Below are 21,027 nucleotides of genomic sequence, written 5' to 3' on the forward strand. Positions count from 1 at the left end.
CGGTCAGGCGGTGCCGTCGGCTCCGCCGTCGTGGCCTTCCGGGTTCGAGCCGCCGTCGGCGGTTCCCTCGCCGGCGTCAGCGGTGCCGTCGGCTCCGCCGTCGTGGCCCTCGGGGTTGGATCCGCCGTCAGCGGTGCCTTCTCCGCCGCCGGGCGTGGTGGTGATGTCGTCGTCGTCGAGCGCCATGGTGTTCCTTTCTGTCACCGCAACCGCGTCGAGTACCGACTCCGGCCGTCAGGGCGGCCGAGAGCGGACGGGGTACCGGCACGCTGCCCTGCCAGTGTTGCCGATGTCAGGCCCGGTGAAACGGCGTTCGGTGATCTTCGCTGGGGCCATCGGTGCCGAACCGTGGCATCCGCTGCCCGCCAGATGATTTCGAGCATGCCGTACTCGAATGCGACGGTGGTGTCCGGCGGGCTGATCGTCCTATAACGATGCCACTGGTACCGTAACGCGCGATACGCGCACCGCGTTCGAAGGAGGAGGATCGATGCTGATCGGCGTCACCGGTGGAACCGGATACGTGGGGGCCCATTGCGTCCGTGCGCTTCTGGCCGACGGCCATCGGGTACGGCTGCTCGTCGGGCCCGACGCCGAAGGTGCCACGGTACTCGACCGCCTCGCCGAACTCGGAGACGTCGAGGTGTTCTCCGGTGACATCCGCGATGCCACGACCATCGACCGGCTGCTCGACGGCTGCGACGCCGTGCTGCACGGGGCGGGCGTGGTGGGCACCGACAACCGGCGCGCGGCACTGATGTGGGAGGTCAACGCCTACGCGACGGAGGCGCTGCTCACCCAGGCCGTCCGCGCCGGCCTCGACCCCGTCGTATCGGTGAGCAGCTACAGCTCACTGTTCCCACCGCCCGACGGGATCATCGGCCCGGACACGCCGCCGGCGAACGGCCGCAGCGCCTACGCGAAGACCAAGGGGTACGCCGACCGGGCCGCCAGGCGGCTCCAGGCCGACGGAGCGCCCGTCGTCGTCACCTACCCGTCGAGCGTGGTGGGTCCGGCGTTCCACACCGCACCCGGCGTCACCGAACGCGGGTGGGCGCCGATCGTGCGGTTCGGGGTGGCCCCCAGGTTGCGTGGCGGGATGCAGATGATCGACGTGCGTGACGTCGCCGCCGTCCACGCGGCGGTGATGAAACCCGGCCGTGGGCCGCGACGGTATGTGTGCGGTGGCGAACTGATCACCTTCGACGGGATGATCGACGCGCTCGAGCGCGGGTCGGGTCGACGGATCCGGCGGATCCCGTTGAGCCAAGGCGTCTTTCGCGGGATGAGCCGAATCGGCGACACGCTGGCCGGCATCGTGCCGCTCGGCGACGGGCTCTCCTACGAGGCCGCGCTGCTGCTCACGGCCGCGACCCCGACCGACGACTCGGCCACTCTGGCCGACTTCGGCCTGACGTGGCGGTCGCCGACCGACGCGATCATCGCGTCGTTCACGCCGGGTCCGTAACCGTCAGGCGCCGCGCTGCGTGGCACCGATCCGTACGGTCAGCGATGGTGCGACCTCGGCGGTCAGCTCGCGGATCGCCGGGATGGCCGCGACGAGCGCGTCGACGTGGGTGTCGGGCAGCGCGGTGAGCGCAGCGGACACCGAGCGTGTGATGGCGTTCTCGATGGCCTCCCGCTCGGCGAGCGCGCGGGACGTCGGCTGCAGCAGCGAGACCCGGCGGTCGCGCGGGTCGGCGTGTTTGTCGAGCAGTCCGCGTTCCATCAGCGAGCGGACCGCCGTGCTGACGTTGCTCGACTGCATGGTCGTGGCCGCGGCCACCTCGGACACGCTGCGGCCGGGCTCGTCCATCACCGCCCGCAGCACCGTGAGCTCCGAGGCGGGTAGCGGCTCCAGGCCCACCTGCGCCGGGCCGAACCGGGCGATCCGCCACGACAGGTCGTGCAGGGCGAGCGCCAGGTCGCGGTGGCCGCCGGTGGGTTCGCTCACATCCGCCATATGGATATTTTGACACATGTATTTCTAGATACGTATGGTTTCAAAGGTAGTGCCGGGTCCGCCGCGCACGCTGGAAGGAAATCCATGCCGGGAAAGGTCGTGGCGGCCGGATCGCCGTCGGCGGCGCTGATCGCCGTCCTCGCCCTGCTCAATGCGGTGGCGCCGTTCTCCATCGACATGTATCTGTCGGCGTTTCCGCAGATGGCGGAGGAGTTCGGAACGTCCGCGTCGATGATCCAGCTGACGTTGACCACCTTCCTCGTCGGACTCGCGGTCGGCCAACTCGTGATCGGTCCGCTGTCTGACCGATACGGCCGGCGCGGGCCCCTGCTCATCGGAACCTTGCTGTGTCTGGCCGCGAGCGCACTGTGCATCGTGGCGCCGTCGATCGAGATCCTCGTCGGCCTGCGGTTCGCGCAGGGATTCGCCGGCGCGGCCGGGGTGGTGCTGGCCCGCGCGATCATCGCCGACCGCGCCCGCGGCGCCGACGCCGCGCGACTGTTCGCGGTGATGATGCTCATCAGCGTGCTGGCCCCGATCACGGCGCCCATGCTCGGCGGCGCCGTCGTCACCACCGTGGGATGGCGGGCCGTCTTCGCGGTGCTGGCGTTGATGAACCTGCTCATGCTGCTCGGCGTGGTCTTCTTCGCGCCCGAGTCGCTACCGGCCGAACGTCGCCGCCCCGGTGGGCTCGACGCGTTCCTCACCAGCGCACGCAGCGTGCTCGGCAACCGGCACTACATCGGCTACACGCTCACCATGGCCTTCGCCGCGGGGGCGATGTTCGCCTACATCTCGGCCTCGCCGTTCGTCCTGCAGAACATCATCGGGCTGTCCCCGGGCATGTACTCGCTGACCTTCGGGTCCTGCGCGCTGGCCGTCGGTGCGGGCAGTGCGATCTCGGCCCGGCTGGTCAAGAGCGTCTCGCCCCGCTCGGTGCTGCGGGGCGGGGTGTTCGCGATGGTCACGGTCACCACGCTGCTGTTGGTGACGGTCACCGTGGGACACGTGACCGCTTGGGCGACAATCGGTTTGATGGCCTGCTTCATGGGTTCGGTCGGCTTCATCTACGCCAACGCCGCGATGCTGGCCACCACCGAGGTCAGACACGCCGCCGGGACCGGCTCGGCCGTGCTCGGGTTCCTGCAGTACGGAACCGGGGCGCTGACCCCGCCTCTGGTCGGGTTGGCGGGTCAGGCCGACGCGGTGCCGATGGGCGTGGTGATGTTCGGGTTCGCGCTGCTCGCGGCCGCCTCATTCGTCCTTCTCACCCGCGGCCACGTACCCCGCGACGAGGCCGAGGAGGCCGCCGCGGTGTGCGAGCCGGCGGTCACCGGCTGAGCAGCACCTCCGGCTCGGCGCGAATCAGTCGCGTGTGTGGTGCATCCCGAACGGCACCGCCTTGAGCAGCGTCACCGGGACCGACGCACCGCTGGGCACCTCGTACGTGCGTCGGTCACCCGCGCGGGCGCCGATCAGTGCCTCACCGAGCGGCGAGTTCACCGAGTACACCTCGAGATCGCCGTACTCCGCCCCGCGGACCCCCAGCAGGAACGTCTCCTGGTCCCCGGTCTGGTCGAACCGGACGGTCAGCACCATGCCGGGTTCGGCGACCCCGTCGTCGGGCGGATCCTCGCCGACCACGGCGTTGAGCAGCAGATCATGGATCTGCTGGATACGAGCCTGGCGGGCCCGCTGCACCGCGACGGTGTTCTCCTCGCCGTCGTCGGCGGCCTCGGTGGAGATCAGCGTGCGCAGTTCGGTCAGCTCGTCCTGCAGGCGCCGATAGGCGACCGGGGTCATCCAAATGCGTTGTGCCGTGGTCACGGGTCCTCCTCGATGAATAGCGCCGGAATCGTCGTCAGGGGCGGGCCGATGCGCCGCCCCTGACGACTCGATGCGGGTTCGTGGTCAGCGCAGCGGGTCGACGGCCCGCAGCGCCTCGGGTTGCTTACCGGTGGTGATCTGCTCGGCGAGCAGGCGACCGGTGACGGGGCCGTGCGCGAGCCCCCACATGCCGTGTCCGCCGGCGACGAAGACGCCGGGTGCCGCCGCTCCGATGAGCGGACGGCCGTCGGTGGTGACCGGCCGCGGACCCACCCACTCGTGGGTGCGCTCACCCCAGCGCACGCCGTCGAGCAGCGGTGCGGCCGAGGACACGATCGCCTCGACGCGGGCCGGGATCACCGGCTCGTCCGGTTCGCGGAACTCCATGGTGCCCGCGACACGCAGCGCGCCCTGGTACGGCGTGCACGCCACCCGCACCTCGGGCAGATAGAACGGACCCGGCAGCGGGCGGTCGACGGGCACGGTGAACGAATAACCCCGGCCGGCGCGCACCGGCGTGCGGACCCAGCGGTCGGCGAGCGTCGACAACCACGCGCCGGTGGCGATCACGGCGGCGTCGGCGGTCAGCGGTGTACCGGTCCGCGGATAGACGCGCGCGCCCCGACGGTCCGGCAGCACGTCGACGACGTCCACCTCCGCGATGGTCGCGCCGCGCGCCACGACGGCGCGGGCCAGCGCGTGGGTGAACCGTCCCGGGTCCACGAACCGCTGGTTCTCGACGCTGACGCCGACCGTCACCGCCCGCGATGCCAGCGGTACGTAGTCCTCGAGCTCGGCGCGGGTGAGGCGACGGTAGGACACGTCCTGGCCGGCCTCCCGCAACGCGCCCAGCTCGTTGAGCAGATGCGCGGCGCGGCGCTGTGAGGTGAACATCGCAGTGATCGGGCAGTCGGTGGTCGGCGCGTCGACGCCGTTGCCGGTCAGCACGTCGAACGCCTCGAGGCATTCGGCGTTGAACGGCAGGTTGGCGGTGACCGCGCGGTCCCACGACGACCGTCGGCAGTTGGCCGCGAAGCGGGTCAGGAACGACCACAGCCGAACGTCGGCGCGGGCGGGCACGTGCAACGGCGCGGCCGGATTCGCCAGCGACCGCAGGCCGTACCCCAGCACCGACGGCTGGTTGAGCGGGATCGTCAGCGCCGGCGACACCCACCCGGCGTTACCCCAGGATGCGCCCGCGGCCACGCCGCCGCGGTCGACGACCGTCACCTCGACGCCGCGTTCCTGCAGGAACCAGGCGGTGGACAGGCCGACGATGCCGGCGCCCACCACGATCACCGATCGTGGCCCGCCGTCGAATCCGTCCCCGCCGAACATCACGTCACCTCCCACTGGACGGCTGCTCCGGGCAGCACTGTCCCCACCGATGATGGCGGGCGGAGGCGTGAGGCGGTTGCCCGCTCAGGACAACACGGCTAGGAGGATTTGTCGGGGCCCGACAACGTGAAACCGTCGTCGTCTGTAGCGGCGAGTTCGACCGTCATGGCCAGCCGCTTGCGCGCATCGGTGAGGTCGAGGTCGGTCACCTCGGCCATCTTGCGCAGCCGGTAGCGCACGGTGTTCTCGTGCACGCCGAGGCGTTCGGCCGCCTCGTGCAGGTCACCCTGCGCGGCCAGCCAGGCCCGCAGCGTGTCGACGTAGCGGGTCGCGTGGTGCTCGTCGTGGCGCCGCAGATCCGCCACCGGACCGCGCTGCGGGGTACGGCCGACGCGGGCGGCGATCCGCAGCCGACGCAGCACGATGTCGTCCCAGGACTCGTCGTAGGCGGGCGCCTCGCCGACGCCGCCCTGCAGTTCGTGCAGCGCCAGACATTCGTCGGCTTCGTCACGAGCCGTGGGGAGCTCGAGAACCGTTGCGGTGCTGCTGATCCCGGCGAGTATGGCGGCCCGCTCCGGCAGCGCGGCACGCAGGCTGTCGACCCAGTGCCGCGCGCTGGCGGCCGGTTCGCTCGGCAGCACCGTGTAGACGGTGGTGTCCGACAGCGTGCTGCGCCCCGGCCGCGACCACCCGAAGCCCGTGGTGGCGCGTTCGAAGGCCAGCAGCAGCGCCGCGTGGCGTTCTTCGCCGAGGCGGGCCCGCAGCGCGATGACCCGCAACCCCGACGGGGGCAACGCCAGCTTGCTCACCACGGTCGGGGCGTCCACCGTGCCGTCGAGCAGACCGATGACCAGGTCGGACTCCACCTGCCGCTCCAGGTCGGCGCTGGCCCGCGACCGTAACAGGTGCAGTGCGACCATGCGGGCCCCGTCGGCCAGCGCCCGCAGCTGGTCGCCGCGCAGTTCCTCGGCGCACGCCACCCACACCGAGCCGAGCAGTTCGCGACCGGCGCGGGCCGCGATCACCATCCGGCCGGCGAGCCCGTCCTCGGGCGACGGGGCGACGAACATCGGCGCGTCGGAGCTCGCCAGGTGCCGGGCCACGCCGCGTTCGGTGAACAGCGCGCGCAGCCGGTCGGGCGCCTGTCGGCCGAGGATGGTCGCGACGCGGGCGTCGTCGGTGTGCTGCTGCATCCGCGAGTAGGCCAGCACCCGCCAGTGCCGGTCCTCGATGGTGACCGCGCCGCCGATCGCATCGGACAGGCTGTCGGCCAGCGCGAACAGATCGGTCGGGCCGCGCCCGGACTCGGTCTCGCGGCCCTCGAGCACCAGCCCGAACACCACGGCCGCCAGTTCGCTCCACGACACGTCCGGGTCGACCGTCAGCACCGCGGGCTGCCCGGACTCCGCCGCGACTGTGCCGTGGTCGCCGCGGACCAGCACCACCGCCGCCCGGGCCGCGCGGGCCCATTCGAGTGCGGTGGCCACGGAATCGGCGCCGACCGCCAGCAGCACGTCGCCGACGACGTCGCGGTCCTCACGCATCACCACGGTGCGCAACTCGGTGGAGCGCGGCGTCGAGCCCGTCCGGAACTGGACTCCGTACCCGCCGAGCACATTGACGAGCCGGTCCAAAGTGACCACACGAGCTCCCCACGCCGACCGACGTGCTCAGCCTAGTGTCGAGGTTCCGGGGCGGGCCGGCCTAACGCACACTGCGGTTGAATTGCGGGCGTGGAGGACATGAGGGCGCAGGGTCGCCCCAGGGACAGCTCGATCGACGAGCGGGTGCTCGCGGTGACCCGGGAGCTGCTGGTGGAGACCGGCTGGGACGACCTGAGCATGCGCCAGATCGCGGCGCGCTCCGGGGTGAGCCGGTCGAGCATCAACCGCCGCTGGCCGTCGAAGTCCGAGTTGGTGTTCCACGCCATCCTGGGTGACACCCCGGACCTGGCGCCGTTCGCCGGGACCGATCGGCGGGGCTGGATCGACTGGGTGGTGCGGGGGAGCCGGCAGCTGTTCGCCCGGCCCGAGGTCCGGGCGGCGGTGCCCGGCCTGCTGCTCGCGATGTCGGAGAACGACGATATGCGGCGGCGGCTGTGGGCCGCGTTCAGCGGGCCCGCCATCGACCTGTTCGGCGCCCATACGCGCGACGCCGACGATCCCGACGCCGAACGCGACGCCCGGGCCGTCCTCGCCATGGCAGCGGGTGCGGCGCTGTTCCTGTCCACCGTCGCCGTGGAGGACGACACCGACGCACTGCACCGGCGGATCGCCTCACTGCTCACCGACGCGGTGGCCGGCTGAACTCGGCGCCGCTCGCGGCGAGGCTCAGCCGAATTCCAGCAGGGTGTAGGCGCCGCGGATCTGTTTGGTCGGCCGGAACTGCCAGAACGCCGGGAACAGTTTCTCGAACACCACACCGCGGCCCTTCGGCATCGGAAGGTCGTGCACCGCGCGGATTCCGGGCACCGTGATGGCCAGATCGGCGAGCTGGTTCGGTGTGAGGCTGAACGGCATCGGCGGAACGCGGTACCGGCGGGAGGCCCGCATCCCCTTGGGCGCGAACTTCTTCACGAGCACCGGCGGCAGGTCGAAGATCATCTGTCCGCCCGGGAACCGCTTCGCGCACTCGGTGATCAGACGCATCGACTCGTGGGGTTGCAGGTACATCAGCAGCCCCTCGGCGGTGATGAACACACCGTTGGCGGCATCGACCCGGTCCATCCACGAGAAGTCCAGCGCCGACTGCGCCAGGGTGGTGATCCGGTCGCACGGCGGCAGCAGTCGCTCCCGCAGTGCGATGACCGGGTCGAGATCGACGGTCAGCCAACGGAAGTCGAGGTCGGGCCGGGCATCGCTGAGGCGCCAGAAGCTGGTCTGCAGACCCTCGGCGAGCGCGACGACCGTGGCCGACGGGTGCGCGCCGAGGTACTGGAGGGCCGCCCGGTCGAAGGCCAGCGAGCGCAACGCCATCTCCTGGCCCTTGCGGCCGAACTTGTCGAAGTCGACGTCGATGGCGTCGACGAGCCGGATGGCCATCGGGTCGTCGATGATCGCCTGCGGGTGGCGGGCCTGGTGAGCCCGGCCGTTCAGGGTCAGCAGCGCGGTCTCCGAGATGCCGCTCAGGGCGCCCGCGTCGACTTTCTCACTGTCCGCGTGGTTCACCGCATCCAACGTATACGGTCCGAGGATGAGTGGAATCTCGGTAATTACCGGCGGTGCGGGCGGTATGGGTGTGGCGACGGCGCGGATCGTCGGGCGCGACCACACCGTGGTGCTCTGCGACATCCGTAAGGAGCGGCTCGACGATGCCGTCGCCGCGCTGCGGGACGTCGGGCTCGCACCCACGGCCGTGCACTGCGACGTGACCGACCGGAATGCGGTGGCCGCCCTGTTCGACACCGCGTCGAGCCTCGGGCCCGTCGTGTCGGTGATCCACACCGCGGGTGTCAGTCCCAGCATGGGCGACGCCGAATACGTCATGCGGACCAACGCGATCGGCACGGTGAACGTCAACGAGACCTTCTTCAAAACGGCGGGTGAGGGCGCCGCGATCGTCAACGTGGCATCGATGGCGGCGCACCTGCTGCCCGACGAGATCATCCCGACCGGACAGTTCGCCCGCGCCCTCGAGGACGAGGACACGTTCATGACCGACATGCTGGCCGCCTGCGCCATGGCTCCCGAGGAGGCGCGGTCCGGTTACGCCTACGCGCTGAGCAAGGCCTTTGTGAAGTGGTACAGCTCGTCGCAGGCCGAGCGGTTCAACGGGCGGGGACTGCGGATCGTCTCGGTGTCACCGGGGTCGGTCGACACCGAGATGGGCCGGCTCGAGGAGCAGGCCGGCGCCGGCGCGATGGTTGCCGACGCCGCCGTCCCGCGCTGGGGCATGCCGGAGGAGATGGCCGAACTGTTGGCCTTCTGCGTCAGCGACCGGGCCGGCTACCTCACCGGAACCGACATCCTCAACGACGGTGGAGTGGTCGCGTCGATGAGGGAGCGAGCCCGGGTGGCCGCCGAGAACGGCTGAGCCCCTGAGTCCGCCGTTCACGCGCGACGCCCGTCACTCACCGCCGGTGCGGCGGGCCCGGGCGCGGCGCTTGCCCTCGTGCATCGCGGCCACCCGGGCGACGGGGATGGTGCGGCCGTGTTCGATCAGGTCGACCGGTAACCGTTGCGATGCGGGCATCGACTCCGCCCACGGGTCACGTCCGCCGAGCGCGTCGACGGCGGTGTGCACGGTGAAATCCGTTGGGACTATCGAGGACAGGTCCGACCAGTCGACGGGAAACGACACCGGGGTCCCCGGGCGCAGCCGGGGGCTGTAGGCCGCCGCGACGGTTGCCCCACCGGCCCGGGTGGAGTCGACGAAGACCTTGCCCTGCCGGTCCTCGACGATGAACGCGGTGGTGGCGATCGACGGGTCGAGGGCTTCGGCACGGGCCGCGAGCGCCCGCGTCGCCGCGGCCACATCCTCGACCGGCGCGCGGTCGTCGACCGGGACGAACACGTGTAAACCCTTGGCGCCGCTGGTCTTCACCGCCCCGGCCAACCCGCTGTCGGCGAGCGCCCGGCGCACCAGATGCGCCACGGCGACCACGGCGGCGAAATCGTCGTCCGTCGGTGGGTCCAAATCGAGTACGAGATGCGTGGGCCGGTAGATGTCGCCGGCCAGACCGAGGGTCGGGTGGTACTCCACCGCACGCTGATTGGCCAGCCACAGCAGCGTGCGCCGGTCGTCGCACAGCGGGTACCGCACCTCGCGGTGTGAGCTCTCCGCCCAGATGGTCACCGTCTTCACCCACTCCGGGGTGTACTTCGGGACGTTCTTCTGCATGAACGGCGCCCTGCCGCGCAGGATCCGCAGGACGGTCAGCGGCCGCCCGGCCAGACCGGGCAGGATCCGGTCCGCCACCGCGTCCAGGTAGTCGACGAGGTCGCGTTTGGTCGCCCCGGCGTCCGGGCTCAGCGGTTGGTCGAGGTTGGTCAGATCGACCCCGGCGCGGCTCTCCCCGGCGCTCACCCGTCCGACTCTAGGCGTGATCGGGCGACTCGGGTGTGTCACCGTCCGGACTCGACGGCCGGCGCCGCCGCCAGCGCCGGTACCCGCGATGCGCGGCGAAGGCGCCCACGACCGCCGTCACCACCCAGATACCGATCGCGGTGTACGCCAGCGGCGACGACAGATCGCCGATCGACGCTCCCAGCGCGGTGTAGACGAACGCACGCGGCACCGAACCGATGAACGCCCCGACCGCCATCTGCCACAACGGAACACCGAACGCCCCGAACGCGTACGAGGCCAGCGCGTCGGAGACGCCCGGGATGAACCGCTGTCCCACCACCGCCCACAGGCCGCGCCGGGCGATCTGCGCGTCGATCAGGTCGGCGCGTTCGGGCCCCAGCAGCGCGCGGGCGCTGTCCCGTCCGGCGCGCCGGCCCACGAGGCTGGCGACGACCGCGGTGCCGACCGTCGCGCCCAGCGTGACGAAGGTGCCCAGCACCGGACCGAACAGCAGACCGCTGCCGCCGGCCAACAGCGCGCCGGGCACGAACAGCGCACCGAGCGCCGCCGACACCACGACGTAGGTCAGCGGAGCGACCGGTCCGGTCGACGCCACCGCACCGCGGACCGCGTCCACGTCAATCACCCGCTCGACCGCCACCAGGTAGAAGACGACGAACACCAGCGCGGCGAAGAAGGCCAGCCGCGCGATGTGGCGCCGCCGGGAGGTCACCGGCGCCATCCTGCCGTAGCGGCGGGACGCTGTCGCATCCGGTCACCGCGCAGTACCCTCGGGCCATGTCCCGCCGGCCCGCCGCTCGGCCCGTATGACGGAATCGGCACCCCCGCTGCAGAGCCTGCTCGCCCGCGCGGGCGGAATCCGCGGACTGGTCTCCACCGCCCTGCCCGTCGCCGCCTTCGCCCCGACCTCGGCGTTGTTCGGGCTGGTTCCCGCCGTCGTGGCCGCGCAGGCCGCTGCGGCCGCCGTCCTCGGGTGGCAACTGGCGCGCGGGGAGTCCACCCGTCCCGCGGTGCTGGGCTTCGCCGCGGTGGCGCTGTGCGCGGCCGTCGCCTGGATCACCGGCCGCAGCAAGGACTTCTACCTGCCCGGCATCTGGATGTACCTCGGTCTTGCCGTCGTGTTCACGCTGTCGGTGGTGGTCCGCAGGCCCGCGGTCGGGGTGGTGTGGGCCTGGTTCACCGGCCGCGACGGCTCGTGGCGCGATGTGCGGCGGGTCCGGAGAGTCTTCGACGCCGCGACGCTGATGATGGCCGCGGTGTCGTGGACGCGCTTCGGCGTGCAGTACCACCTGTACGACAGCGACCGGGAAGGTCTGCTGGCGGTGGCGCGCATCGCGATGGGCTGGCCGGTGTTCGTCGTGACGTCCACGGCGATCTACCTGGCGGTCCGCGCGGCCAACCGGGCGCTGACTGTCTCGGAGACCTAACGATCCAGTTGTGTCTCGGTTTCGGCGCTCGCCTCCGCCGGCCGGGCATGGTCCAGTGGACGGTGATGCCCACCTCCCGCTTCCTCATCCGTTGGTCCGTCGCCGCGGCGGCGGGTACGGCGCTGCTGAGTCTCGGCGTGCCGCCTGCCGCGGCCGCACCCGTCTCCGACGCGCAGGGGTTCGTCGACTCCACCGCCCGCTGCGCCTCACCGAGCACCGCGGTGGCGTACGGCAGAACCGACAGCTCCCGCATCGCGGTGTGCAAGTCACCCGACGGCAAGTACCAGTACCGCGGGGTGCGGGTCCGCGACGGCGCCAAGCTGATCACCGCGGCGACGGCCACGGGCGACGGCGAGTACGTCGCGTCGAACAACGTGGCCACCTACACCGTCACGTCGGAGGCGCTGACCGTCACCATCGGCGACGACGTCGTCCGCGAGGAGACGATGCTGGAGTTCCACGGCCAGACGGCCCCGAGCGCGCCCGCGTCCCCGGGTGCCGGACCCGCGCCCGCCGAACGCACGCCGACCGCTCCGCTACCGCCGCCGCTGCCCGCCGAGGCCGGGCACCGCGGCACCTAGACGCCGGTACTCAGTCAGACAGGTCCCTCAGTCAGACACTGAGCCGCCGGTAGCGCTGCAGGCGGCGCAGCCCCGCCGCCGGCACCGGACCGTCGCACGGACGCAGCGCCGCCTCGACGCGCGCACGGACCGCGTCGACGTCGAACCCGGTCCCGATCGCCACCAGGACGTTCGTGCTGCCCGGCGTCCCCGCCGCGACGTGCACGGACGGGCCGACGACGTTGACGACGTAGCGGCGCGCACGCTCCCGGTAGCGGACCGCGACCGTGCCCTTGAGCCGGTAGACCCCCGCGGGTGGATCTTCGAGCAGGTCGAACAGTGCGCCGGGGTCGACGCCGCCCTCGCTGGTCGCCGTCACCGACACCGCGTGCACGTGATGGTGCGGATCGTCGTCGGCGCCGTCGATCAGCAGCTCACGGAAGGACAGTTGGCCGACCGGGGCGTCCGCGTCCGGCACGTCGTACAGCAGCGCCGGATCGACCCGGCCGCCGACGGCGCCGACGATGTGCGCCTCCGGATGCCGTTCGCGGACCCGGGATTCGATGCGCCCGAGCGCGGCGGCACGCTCCTCGTCGGGGATCTGGTCGAGTTTGTTGACCACCACCAGCGAGGCCGCCGCGTAGCGGGCGGGCGGTGCGCCGCCGCGGTCGACGGTGTCGAAGTGCATGGCGGCGTCGATGACGTCGACCACGCCGCCGGGCCGCACCCTGTCCACGCCGCTGAACCGGATGATCCGGGACACCGCGACGGGATCGGCCAGACCGCTCGCCTCGACGATGATCGCGTCCAGGCGCAGCTTCGGGTCGGCCAGTTTCTCCAGCGCGGCGTCGAGCCCGCCCTCGTCGGGCAGGCAGCAGATGCAGCCACCGGCGATCGACGCCGGCTCGTCGACCTGGCCGGTCACCAGCGCGGCGTCGACGTTGAGTTCGCCGAAATCGTTGATCACCACGCCCACCCGCGCATCGGGCGCCCGCAACACATGGTTGAGCAGGCTGGTCTTCCCGGCACCCAGATAGCCGGTCAACGCGATGACCGGGATTGTCGACACCGGACCCCTTTCCGCAGCGCTCGTTCCACAGGGTGAGCCGCCGGTGCTCGTTCGCCCGGCGCTCGCCGGAATCTTAGGCGTCGCCGTTGACACCGGTATTAGCATCGGTCTCCGGGTCGGGTGGGACACGCGACTGTGGGGGTGGGGATGGACGTCATCGCGACGTGGAGAGCTGTGCGCCGGCTGGCCGGGGTGACCGGTCTGGCGTGGGCCGCTGCGGTCGGCGGGGTCATGCCCGCGGCGGCGGCGCAGCCGTGCCCGGACGTCGAGGTGATCTTCGCCCGCGGCACCGCCGAACCGCCGGGGATCGGCGGGACCGGGCAGGCGTTCGTCGACTCGCTGCGCTCGCAGATCGGCTTCCGGACGCTCGGCGTCTACGGCGTCAACTACCCGGCCAGCAGCGAGTTCACCAGCCCGGCCTTCCCGAGCACCGTCGTCGACGGCATCCGTGACGCGTCGAACCGGGTCCAGGTCATGTCGGTGATCTGCCCCAACACCCGGTTGGTGCTCGGCGGGTTCTCCCAGGGGGCGATGGTCTCGGGATTCGTCACCGGCGACGTGGTGCCCCAGGGGGTGACGCCCGCCCCGATGCCGCCCGCGCTGGCCCCGGACGTCGCCGACAACGTCGCCGCGGTGGTCCTGCTCGGCAAGCCGTCGGGACCGTTCCTGCAGAAGTACGCGATGCCCCCGGTGGTCACCGGACCGCTCTACGGCGCCAGGACGATCGAACTGTGCGCGGCGGGCGATCCGGTCTGCGGGCCGGGCGGCAACACCACCGCGCACTCGTCGTATCCGGTCAACGGCATGGTCCACCAGGGAGCGGGGTTCGCCGCGATCCACCTGTGAGCGGTCAGCGGGCTCGCGCCGGCTCACCGGCGGCGAGGCGTTCCCGCTGCGGCACCACGACGTATCTCGGATCCTTCGTCGACTCCACCCCGGCCTCGAAGACGCCGAAGCGCTGCAGCGCGCTGCCGGCCAGCAGCGCCGCACCCGACACCGCGAGCACCGCCCGGTTCCGCCCGACGACCGCCCCGGCCGCGCCCCCGACGGTCAGGATCTCGGAGAGCTGCCGCAGCCGGTGCGCCCTGCCGGTGGTGTAGGCCTCGCCGACGATTCCGAGCCGGTGCTCCATGGTCCGCGACGCCGCGACCTCGAGCGCCGCGCCCGCGACCGCCATCCGGCGTGCCGGGCCGGATTCGCCGAGCGGTGCCAGCATCATGCCCAGCCCGCCGCCGCTGGCCGCCGCCGATCCGGTGAACACGAACGGCAGATAGGGGTGGGCCTCGTTCCATGCGGGAACGGCGGTGTGCGACAACAGGACCGCGGTGTAGGACGCGACACCGGGCGCCACTGCGGCGGCCTCCAGCCCGGCGGGCCGCGCCGCCCAGCCGAGCAGCCGGCCCACCCGGGTCCGCCGCAGGCGCGCGGGCATCAGCTCCGCCACGGCGGCCACCCCGGCGCCGGGCCCGTAGGCGCCGAGGATCCACGTGCCCATGCTCATCGGCGAGCTGGGTTTGGCGACCCGCAGCATGTGGTGGAACCGTTCGGGCCTGCCGAGATCACCGATCAGGAAGTACATACTCGCCAGCAGACCGACCAGCGAGCCGATCCGCGACACCTTCCGCAGGCCGGGCCTACCCGTCAGATCCGCGCCGGCGGCCAGCATCGCCGAGCCCGCCGACAGCCCGCCGGTGAACAGGTAGGCCGCGATCATCCAGTTCCACACGGGGGTCTTGAGGATCTGGCGCCCGTAATAGGACCGGAACTCGGCCTTCGGCACGGCCAACTGCTCCTTCACGAGCGCCTCGCGAACGCGGACACCGCGATACCCACCAGCGCCGAGGCCGCCATCCCGGCGTACCGCCACATCGCGCCCGCGTCGCGGGTGGGCACCACCGGATCCGGCGGCAGCCCATACACTTCCGGCTCGTCGAGCAGCAGGAAGAAGGCGCCGTCGCCGCCCACCCCGTCGTTCGGGTCGTGGCCGTACAGCCGCGCCTCGGTCGCCCCGCGCTCGTGCAGCTGTTCCACCCGCAGCGCCGCCCGCTCCCGCAGTTCGTCGAGCGGGCCGAACTGGATCGAATCCGTCGGGCAGGCCTTGGCGCAGGCGGGCTCCAGACCGTCGTGCAGGCGGTCGTAACACAGCGTGCACTTCCACGCCCGGCCGTCGCCCTCGCGTCGCTCGATCACCCCGTACGGACAGCCCGAGACACAGTAGCCGCAACCGTTGCAGATGTCCTGCTGCACAACGACGGTCGAGAACTCGGTGCGGAACAGGGCCCCGGTCGGGCACACGTCCAGGCACCCCGCGTGGGTGCAGTGCTTGCAGACGTCGGAGGCCATCAGCCACCGGAAGTCCGGCCGCTGGCCGACCATGTCGATCCCCGCGCCGCTGACGTCGGGCATGCCCAGATCGATGGGCTCGCGTTCCGGCGCGGGCTGCTCGATGAACGCGACGTGCCGCCACGAGTTGGCGCCCAGGTTGCCGGTGTTGTCGAACGACATGCCCAGCAGGTTGAAGCCGTCCCCATCTCCTGAGACGGGGACCTCGTTCCACTCCTTGCACGCGACCTCACAGGCCTTGCACCCGATGCACACCGAGGTGTCGGTGAAGAACCCGACCCGTTCGGGGTGTCCGGAGTAGCCCGCGTCACCGGCCACGTCATCGAGTGGGCCGTAGAAGCTGTTCTCGTTCATGGCGTTTCCTCGGTGTGGTCGGTCGACGCCTTGGTCGTGTCAAGGTCGGTGCCCGTGTCGATCGTGATGCGGGCCCGCTGCCGGTACATCGCGATGTACTCGAGCAGCGCGGTCCCGCGCGGGCGCCGCCCGGGCTGGATGTCGCACGTGGCGACCTTGCTCTCCTGGATGAACACGTTCGGGTCGGCGACCACGCCGAGCAGGTCGTTGACCACGTCACCGTCGACGAGCCCGGCGTTGCCCCAGTGGTAGGGCATCCAGATCTGGTGCACCACATGGTCGTCGATGCGCAGCGGACGCATCCGGTCGGTGACGAACACCCGGGCGTCCACGGCCGCCCGGCTGGTGATCACGTGCGCCCACTCCATGTGGGTCAGCCCGCGTTCGGCCGCCAACTGCGGGGAGACCTCGACGAACAGGCCGGGCTGCAGCTCGGCCAGGTAAGGCAGCTGACGGCTCATGCCGCCCGCGGTGTGGTGTTCGGTCAGCCGGGCCGCGGTGAACACGTACGGGAACACCTCGCCGTGGCGCTCCGGCGGTGACGGGTTCGACGGATTGTCCGCTCGCCCATAGACTTTGCGGGCCGGGTTGCCCTGCTGCGCATAGAGCGGGTTGCGCACCGGCGACTCGTGCGGCTCGTAGTGCGTGGGCAGCGGACCGTCCGCGACGCCGTTCGGCGCGAACAGCCACGCCTTGCCGTCGGCCTGCATGATGAACGCGTCGTCCCCGTGCAGCGCCTCGACGCCCACCGCCTCGGGTGCGGGCCGGTAGTCCGGCGGCTTGTGCTTCTCGAAGTCGGGGACGTCGTAGCCGGTCCACTCCTGCGTCTCGGCGTCCCACCAGACGAGCTTCTTGCGCTCACTCCACGGCCGGCCCTGCGGGTCCGCCGATGCGCGGTTGTAGAGGACCCGCCGGTTCATCGGCCACGTCCAGCCCCACTCGTTCTCGTAGGGCCCCTGCTGGTCGTGCGGTTTGCGGCGGGCCGCCTGGTTGACTTCGTCGGCGTACACGCCGCTGTAGATCCAGCAGCCGCTCATGGTGCTGCCGTCGGCCTTGAGCGACATGTAGTCGTCCACCGCGCGGCCGGTCGTCAGGTCCACGCCGCTGATCCGCCGCAACACGTCCTCACCCGAGGGTTCGTCGCCGTCCATCGCGTAGTCCCAGAACAAACTGAGCAGCGGGCGGTCGCGCTCGTCGGTGGAACCGGCCAGCTTCTCCCGCAGGATCCGACCCAGGTGGTAGAAGAACCACAGCTCGGACCGGGCGTCGCCCGGTGGTTCGACGGCCTTCTCCCGCCACTGCAGCATCCGCTGGGTCTGGGTGAAGGTGCCGGCCTTCTCGACGTGCGAGGCGGCGGGGAACAGGAACACCTCGGTCCGGCACGTCTCGGGGGTGATCTCACCCGTCTCGATCTCGGGCCCGTCCTTCCAGAAAGTGGCGCTCTCGATCTCGACGAGGTCGCGCACCACCAGCCAGTCCAGGTTCGCCATGCCCAGGCGTTGCAACCGGCCGTGCGCCGACCCGACCGCGGGATTCTGGCCGAGCAGGAAGTATCCGAACACCTTTCCGTCCACCATGTCCATCACGGTGCGGTAGGTGCCGTGGTCGCCGTTGATGCGCGGCAGGTAGTCGAAACAGAAGTCGTTCTCCGCTCCTGCGTGGTCGCCCCAGTACTCCTTGAGCAGCGACACCATGTACGCATCGGCGTTGTGCCAGAAGCCTTTCTGGTTGCGGCTCTTGATGTCGTCGAGGTAGTCGGCCAGCGTCGCCTGGCCCGCCTTCGGCATCGCGAGGTAGCCGGGCAGCAGGTTGAACAGCGTCGGCACGTCGGTCGAACCCTGGATGCTGGCGTGCCCGCGCAGCGCGAACACCCCACCGCCGGGGCGGCCGATGTTGCCGAGCAGCAGTTGGATGATGGCGCCGGCGCGGATGAACTGGGCGCCCATCGTGTGCTGCGTCCAGCCGACGCTGTAGACCAGCGCGGCGGTCCGCTCCCGTCCCGAGTTCTCGGCCCACTTGCGCGCCACCTCGAGGAACTGCTCGGCGGGCACACCGCACACCCGCTCGACCATCTCCGGGGTGTAGCGGGCGTAGTGCCGCTTGAGGATCTGGTAGACGCAGCGCGGGTGCTGCAGCGTCTCGTCGCGGGGGATCTCCCCGGCGCCGCCCTCGAGCGGCGGGCCGCCGGACCCGGACTCGTACGCCGCGCTCTCCTCCTTCGCCTCGGCGCCGCCCTTCTCCGGATCGGTGCGCTCGTACTGCCACGTCGACGGGTCGTAGGACGCGGTCTGGTCGTCGTAGCCGGAGAACAGACCGTCGAGATCCTCGGCGTCGCTGAAGCGTTCGTCGACGATGAACGACGCGTTGGTGTACGCGGTGACGTACTCCCGGAAGTCCAGGTCGTTGCTCAGGATGTGGTTGATCACCCCGCCGAGGAAGGCGATGTCGCTACCGGCACGCAGCGAGACGTGCCGGTCGGCCAGTGCGCTGGTGCGGGTGAACCGCGGGTCGATGTGCACGACCTCGGTGCCGCGGTTCTTCGCCTCGACCACCCACTGGAACCCGACGGGATGGGCCTCGGCCATGTTGGATCCCATGATGACGATGAAGTCCGCGTTGACGAGGTCCTGCTGATAGTCCGTCGCCCCGCCGCGACCAAAGGAGGCCCCCAGACCGGGAACCGTGGCGCTGTGTCAAATACGCGCCTGGTTCTCGATCTGTAACGCCCCCAGGGCGGTAAAGAGTTTCTTGATCAGGTAGTTCTCTTCGTTGTCGAGCGTCGCCCCACCGAGGCTCGCGACTCCCATGGTGCGGCGCAGGGTGTTGCGGTCGGCGTCGAACTGCTGCCAGCCCTTCTCGCGCGCGTCGAGCAGGCGGTCGGCGACCATGTCCATCGCCGTGTCGAGGTCGAGGTCCTGCCACTCGGTCGCGTACGGCGGGCGGTACTTGACCTTGGTCAGGCGTTGCGGCCCGGTGACCAGCTGTTTGCTCGCAGAACCCTTGGGGCACAGGCGGCCCCGGGAGATCGGGCTGTCCGGGTTGCCCTCGATCTGGACGACCTTGTCATCCTTGACGTACACCTTCTGCGCGCATCCCACGGCGCAGAACGGGCAGACGGAGTGGGCGACGTGGTCGGCTTCGGTGGTGCGCGGTGTCAGGGTCAGGGAGCGCTTCGACTGCGCGGCCTTGCCGCGGCCCAGCGCGTCGTCGCCGGTCAGCTGGCGGTACACCGGCCACGACTCGATCAGCTTCCTGAAGTCCACACCGTCCTCCTCGAGTGGGCTGGCGATACCCGGCGCGCCCCTGATCAAACCACTTCTACACGAAGTCGAACATCGGCGGGATCACGGTGACCGCCATGGCCGCCCACACGCCGAACACGGGGAGGTAGCGGGTCTGCCAGCGTTCGGCGGTGGTGAACGGGATGCGGCCGCGAAGGAAGCCGGCGAGCAGCCGCGCCGACCACGTCAGGTTCACCAGCAGAACGAGGTTCAGTCCCAGTGCGGTCACCTTGTTCGGCGTGACGCCGAACTCGGCGATCCGGGTGAGCATGGCGACCAGCATGAGCAGATCGACCGCCAGCGCGCTGAGCACGAGGACGAGTTGCAGGCGGTCGAACAGGTCGGCCGGGGCCTGCGGGTCGCGCGCGGAGATCGCGTACAGCACCAGTCCGAGGACCAGCACCAGGATCAGGTCCATCAGGATCAGCAGGTTGCGGTCGACGCCCACCACGCTGCCCGCCGCCGCGAACGCGACGAGCAGCACCAGCAGCATGAGGATGGTCAGCGGGGTGAACACCCGGGTGAGGACGGGGGCGATGTTCTCCACCACGTTCTGTTTGGCCTCCACCAGCCAGGCGGCGACGACGACGGCGCCCGCCGCGCCGAACGGCAGCACCCAGCTCTCGATCACCCACTCGACGTCCATGCCCAGCGCGTCGAACGCGCCGACGGTCAGCGCGACGAGGACACCGCCGCCGATACCCAGCAGGGCCAGGTAGACGATCCATTCGCCGGTGAACCGGAGGAAGTCCATGCGGCGGCGGTCCGATCGCCACTGACCTCCCACATAGGCCAGGCCGACCACGAACCACAGCACGATCGGCGTGTGGATCACCGCGATCACCTCGGTCGCCCCTTCGGGGCGGAAGGGGTAGCCGTTGAGCACCGCCGCCGCCAGTGAGAACGGCACCAGCAGTGCCGCGGCGGCGCGCGGCGGCATCCGGCGCTTCCAGGCGAAGTAGCCCGTGAGGAACGGGAGCACGAACAGCGCGGCGTTGCGGGCGAACGCCTGCTCGCCGAGCAGGGCCGAGCCGGCCTTGACCGCGACGGCTGCGCCGACCGCGAGCGCGAGCACCACCCACACTTCACGCGTCGGGCGGGTCTCTGCGGTGTCGTGTGCGGCGGGCATCAGCACGAGTTGTTTCCACAGCCGGTCGGAGTGTTCGTGTGCGAACTCGCGGGAGATGCCGTGCGTGTTGCCCATGCGCTTGACCGCGACGAGGAACGCCTCGTCGCTCATCAGCCCGGCCGCGGCGAGGTCCGAGATCTGGCTGCGCAGATGGTCTTCCATCTCGTCGGCGTCGGCCGCGGAGATCGACTGATGACGTTCGACGTATCCGCGCCACTGGGCGATCTGCGATTCCAGTGTGGTGTCGGCGTCCATCACGACCACCCTTCGGCGAGCGGCGGGCGGGTGTCGCACCACACGTGGTTCAGCGCGTCGACCACGACGCTCCACTGACTCTGCCGTTCCGCCAGCATCTCTCGGCCCGCATCGGTGATCGCGTAGTGCTTGCGGCGGCGCCCGGTCTCCGAGACGCCCCACGACGCCGAGACGTAGCCGAGCCGTTCGAGCCGGTGCAGCAGCGGATACAGCATGCCGTCGGTCCATTGCATGCGGCCGCCGGACAGGTCGTGGACGCGTTTGATGATGGCGTACCCGTAGGACTCGCCCTCGGCGAGGATGCCGAGGACGAGTGGTGTCGCGGTGGCCGCCACGAGGTCCTTGTCGATATGCATAGCGCCTCTACCCTAGCAGCGCTAGGTATGGAGCGTCCGGCTTTTGCGGCTTCCGGGCGGTGTAGCGGTTCAGCGCGTCAACTTTCGTCGACGGGCT

The 21,027-nt window shown here is 70.8% G+C and carries 21 protein-coding genes; 7 read left to right on the top strand and 14 right to left on the bottom strand.

Going from position 1 to position 21,027, the window contains the following annotated elements; genetic code table 11:
* Positions 1-3 precede the first annotated feature (3 nt).
* The gene (locus AU195_RS09940; protein WP_011768421.1) at positions 4-186 is read right to left on the bottom strand and encodes a hypothetical protein; all 183 of its coding nucleotides are present in this window, start codon (positions 184-186) and stop codon (positions 4-6) included.
* A gap of 304 nt (positions 187-490) precedes the next feature.
* Between AU195_RS09940 and AU195_RS09945 the strand changes: the two genes are divergently transcribed.
* Positions 491-1,468 (top strand): NAD-dependent epimerase/dehydratase family protein, encoded by a 978-nt coding sequence (locus AU195_RS09945; RefSeq protein WP_059158907.1) that lies wholly within the window; start codon positions 491-493, stop codon positions 1,466-1,468.
* Positions 1,469-1,471: 3 nt separating this feature from the next.
* Here AU195_RS09945 and AU195_RS09950 read toward each other — a convergent pair whose 3' ends face one another.
* The gene (locus tag AU195_RS09950; RefSeq protein ID WP_059158908.1) at positions 1,472-1,963 is read right to left on the bottom strand and encodes a MarR family winged helix-turn-helix transcriptional regulator; all 492 of its coding nucleotides are present in this window, start codon (positions 1,961-1,963) and stop codon (positions 1,472-1,474) included.
* A gap of 84 nt (positions 1,964-2,047) precedes the next feature.
* On the opposite strand from AU195_RS09950, the gene AU195_RS09955 reads away from it, so the two are divergent.
* Positions 2,048-3,304, top strand: coding sequence for a multidrug effflux MFS transporter (locus AU195_RS09955; protein ID WP_059158909.1), 1,257 nt, complete (start codon positions 2,048-2,050; stop codon positions 3,302-3,304).
* 24 nt (positions 3,305-3,328) lie between these two features.
* On the opposite strand, the gene AU195_RS09960 is transcribed toward AU195_RS09955, so the two are convergent.
* The 3 genes from AU195_RS09960 to AU195_RS09970 all read right to left on the bottom strand — a co-directional run bounded on the left by AU195_RS09960 (position 3,329) and on the right by AU195_RS09970 (position 6,771).
* Positions 3,329-3,790, bottom strand: coding sequence for a GreA/GreB family elongation factor (locus tag AU195_RS09960; protein ID WP_059158910.1), 462 nt, complete (start codon positions 3,788-3,790; stop codon positions 3,329-3,331).
* 84 nt (positions 3,791-3,874) lie between these two features.
* The gene (locus AU195_RS09965) at positions 3,875-5,128 is read right to left on the bottom strand and encodes an NAD(P)/FAD-dependent oxidoreductase (protein ID WP_059158943.1); all 1,254 of its coding nucleotides are present in this window, start codon (positions 5,126-5,128) and stop codon (positions 3,875-3,877) included.
* Between the two features lie 98 nt (positions 5,129-5,226).
* Complete coding sequence (locus AU195_RS09970; protein WP_059158911.1) at positions 5,227-6,771, bottom strand: PucR family transcriptional regulator; 1,545 nt, start codon at positions 6,769-6,771, stop codon at positions 5,227-5,229.
* Positions 6,772-6,870: 99 nt separating this feature from the next.
* Here AU195_RS09970 and AU195_RS09975 point away from each other — a divergent pair, with 99 nt between their 5' ends.
* A complete protein-coding gene (locus AU195_RS09975) occupies positions 6,871-7,434 on the top strand; it encodes a TetR/AcrR family transcriptional regulator (protein ID WP_172800535.1) in 564 nt (187 codons plus the stop codon).
* Positions 7,435-7,458: 24 nt separating this feature from the next.
* On the opposite strand, the gene AU195_RS09980 is transcribed toward AU195_RS09975, so the two are convergent.
* Complete coding sequence (locus tag AU195_RS09980; RefSeq protein ID WP_059158913.1) at positions 7,459-8,295, bottom strand: class I SAM-dependent methyltransferase; 837 nt, start codon at positions 8,293-8,295, stop codon at positions 7,459-7,461.
* A 25-nt stretch (positions 8,296-8,320) separates the two neighbouring features.
* Here AU195_RS09980 and AU195_RS09985 point away from each other — a divergent pair, with 25 nt between their 5' ends.
* Complete coding sequence (locus tag AU195_RS09985) at positions 8,321-9,160, top strand: SDR family oxidoreductase (RefSeq protein ID WP_082703020.1); 840 nt, start codon at positions 8,321-8,323, stop codon at positions 9,158-9,160.
* A gap of 33 nt (positions 9,161-9,193) precedes the next feature.
* Here AU195_RS09985 and AU195_RS09990 read toward each other — a convergent pair whose 3' ends face one another.
* Together AU195_RS09990 and AU195_RS09995 are read right to left on the bottom strand one after the other, a co-directional pair.
* On the bottom strand, positions 9,194-10,153 hold the full coding sequence (locus AU195_RS09990) for a DNA polymerase domain-containing protein (protein ID WP_059158915.1): 960 nt from the start codon (positions 10,151-10,153) through the stop codon (positions 9,194-9,196).
* Positions 10,154-10,163: 10 nt separating this feature from the next.
* Positions 10,164-10,877, bottom strand: a complete 714-nt coding sequence (locus AU195_RS09995) for a TVP38/TMEM64 family protein (RefSeq protein ID WP_059158916.1) — start codon at positions 10,875-10,877, stop codon at positions 10,164-10,166.
* A gap of 85 nt (positions 10,878-10,962) precedes the next feature.
* Between AU195_RS09995 and AU195_RS10000 the strand changes: the two genes are divergently transcribed.
* On the top strand, positions 10,963-11,583 hold the full coding sequence (locus tag AU195_RS10000; RefSeq protein WP_059158917.1) for a DUF3159 domain-containing protein: 621 nt from the start codon (positions 10,963-10,965) through the stop codon (positions 11,581-11,583).
* An 8-nt stretch (positions 11,584-11,591) separates the two neighbouring features.
* Complete coding sequence (locus AU195_RS10005) at positions 11,592-12,164, top strand: hypothetical protein (RefSeq protein ID WP_082703021.1); 573 nt, start codon at positions 11,592-11,594, stop codon at positions 12,162-12,164.
* A 31-nt stretch (positions 12,165-12,195) separates the two neighbouring features.
* On the opposite strand, the gene AU195_RS10010 is transcribed toward AU195_RS10005, so the two are convergent.
* Complete coding sequence (locus AU195_RS10010; protein ID WP_059158918.1) at positions 12,196-13,212, bottom strand: CobW family GTP-binding protein; 1,017 nt, start codon at positions 13,210-13,212, stop codon at positions 12,196-12,198.
* Between the two features lie 147 nt (positions 13,213-13,359).
* Between AU195_RS10010 and AU195_RS10015 the strand changes: the two genes are divergently transcribed.
* The gene (locus AU195_RS10015; protein ID WP_059158945.1) at positions 13,360-14,058 is read left to right on the top strand and encodes a cutinase family protein; all 699 of its coding nucleotides are present in this window, start codon (positions 13,360-13,362) and stop codon (positions 14,056-14,058) included.
* 4 nt (positions 14,059-14,062) lie between these two features.
* Here AU195_RS10015 and nrfD read toward each other — a convergent pair whose 3' ends face one another.
* From nrfD to AU195_RS10045, 5 genes are read right to left on the bottom strand one after another with little or no spacing between them, the layout of a single operon-like run.
* Positions 14,063-15,010, bottom strand: coding sequence for an NrfD/PsrC family molybdoenzyme membrane anchor subunit (nrfD, locus tag AU195_RS10020; protein ID WP_059158919.1), 948 nt, complete (start codon positions 15,008-15,010; stop codon positions 14,063-14,065).
* Entirely contained in the window at positions 15,007-15,909 is a 903-nt protein-coding gene (locus AU195_RS10025) for a 4Fe-4S dicluster domain-containing protein (protein ID WP_059158920.1), read from the bottom strand. The genes nrfD and AU195_RS10025 overlap by 4 nt, the downstream gene beginning before the upstream one ends.
* The gene (gene fdh / locus AU195_RS10030) at positions 15,906-19,172 is read right to left on the bottom strand and encodes a formate dehydrogenase (RefSeq protein ID WP_157531095.1); all 3,267 of its coding nucleotides are present in this window, start codon (positions 19,170-19,172) and stop codon (positions 15,906-15,908) included. The genes AU195_RS10025 and fdh overlap by 4 nt, the downstream gene beginning before the upstream one ends.
* Positions 19,173-19,227: 55 nt before the next feature.
* The gene (locus tag AU195_RS10040; protein ID WP_059158948.1) at positions 19,228-20,574 is read right to left on the bottom strand and encodes a permease prefix domain 1-containing protein; all 1,347 of its coding nucleotides are present in this window, start codon (positions 20,572-20,574) and stop codon (positions 19,228-19,230) included.
* Entirely contained in the window at positions 20,574-20,930 is a 357-nt protein-coding gene (locus AU195_RS10045) for a PadR family transcriptional regulator (RefSeq protein WP_059158921.1), read from the bottom strand. Before AU195_RS10045 ends, AU195_RS10040 begins: the two co-directional genes overlap by 1 nt.
* Between the last annotated feature and the right edge of the window lie 97 nt (positions 20,931-21,027).

Source organism: Mycobacterium sp. IS-1496 (assembly GCF_001499995.1).
Classification (GTDB): Bacteria; Actinomycetota; Actinomycetes; order Mycobacteriales; family Mycobacteriaceae; genus Mycobacterium.

Excerpts from the sequence above, each read along its gene's own strand:
- AU195_RS09940 (WP_011768421.1), bottom strand. The coding sequence starts at position 186 with ATGGCGCTCGACGACGACGACATCACCACCACGCCCGGCGGCGGAGAA.
- AU195_RS09945 (WP_059158907.1), top strand. The coding sequence starts at position 491 with ATGCTGATCGGCGTCACCGGTGGAACCGGATACGTGGGGGCCCATTGC.
- AU195_RS09950 (WP_059158908.1), bottom strand. The coding sequence starts at position 1,963 with ATGGCGGATGTGAGCGAACCCACCGGCGGCCACCGCGACCTGGCGCTC.
- AU195_RS09955 (WP_059158909.1), top strand. The coding sequence starts at position 2,048 with ATGCCGGGAAAGGTCGTGGCGGCCGGATCGCCGTCGGCGGCGCTGATC.
- AU195_RS09965 (WP_059158943.1), bottom strand. The coding sequence starts at position 5,128 with ATGTTCGGCGGGGACGGATTCGACGGCGGGCCACGATCGGTGATCGTG.
- AU195_RS09975 (WP_172800535.1), top strand. The coding sequence starts at position 6,871 with ATGAGGGCGCAGGGTCGCCCCAGGGACAGCTCGATCGACGAGCGGGTG.
- AU195_RS09985 (WP_082703020.1), top strand. The coding sequence starts at position 8,321 with ATGAGTGGAATCTCGGTAATTACCGGCGGTGCGGGCGGTATGGGTGTG.
- AU195_RS09995 (WP_059158916.1), bottom strand. The coding sequence starts at position 10,877 with ATGGCGCCGGTGACCTCCCGGCGGCGCCACATCGCGCGGCTGGCCTTC.
- AU195_RS10000 (WP_059158917.1), top strand. The coding sequence starts at position 10,963 with ATGACGGAATCGGCACCCCCGCTGCAGAGCCTGCTCGCCCGCGCGGGC.
- AU195_RS10015 (WP_059158945.1), top strand. The coding sequence starts at position 13,360 with ATGGACGTCATCGCGACGTGGAGAGCTGTGCGCCGGCTGGCCGGGGTG.
- AU195_RS10025 (WP_059158920.1), bottom strand. The coding sequence starts at position 15,909 with ATGAACGAGAACAGCTTCTACGGCCCACTCGATGACGTGGCCGGTGAC.
- AU195_RS10040 (WP_059158948.1), bottom strand. The coding sequence starts at position 20,574 with ATGGACGCCGACACCACACTGGAATCGCAGATCGCCCAGTGGCGCGGA.
- AU195_RS10045 (WP_059158921.1), bottom strand. The coding sequence starts at position 20,930 with ATGCATATCGACAAGGACCTCGTGGCGGCCACCGCGACACCACTCGTC.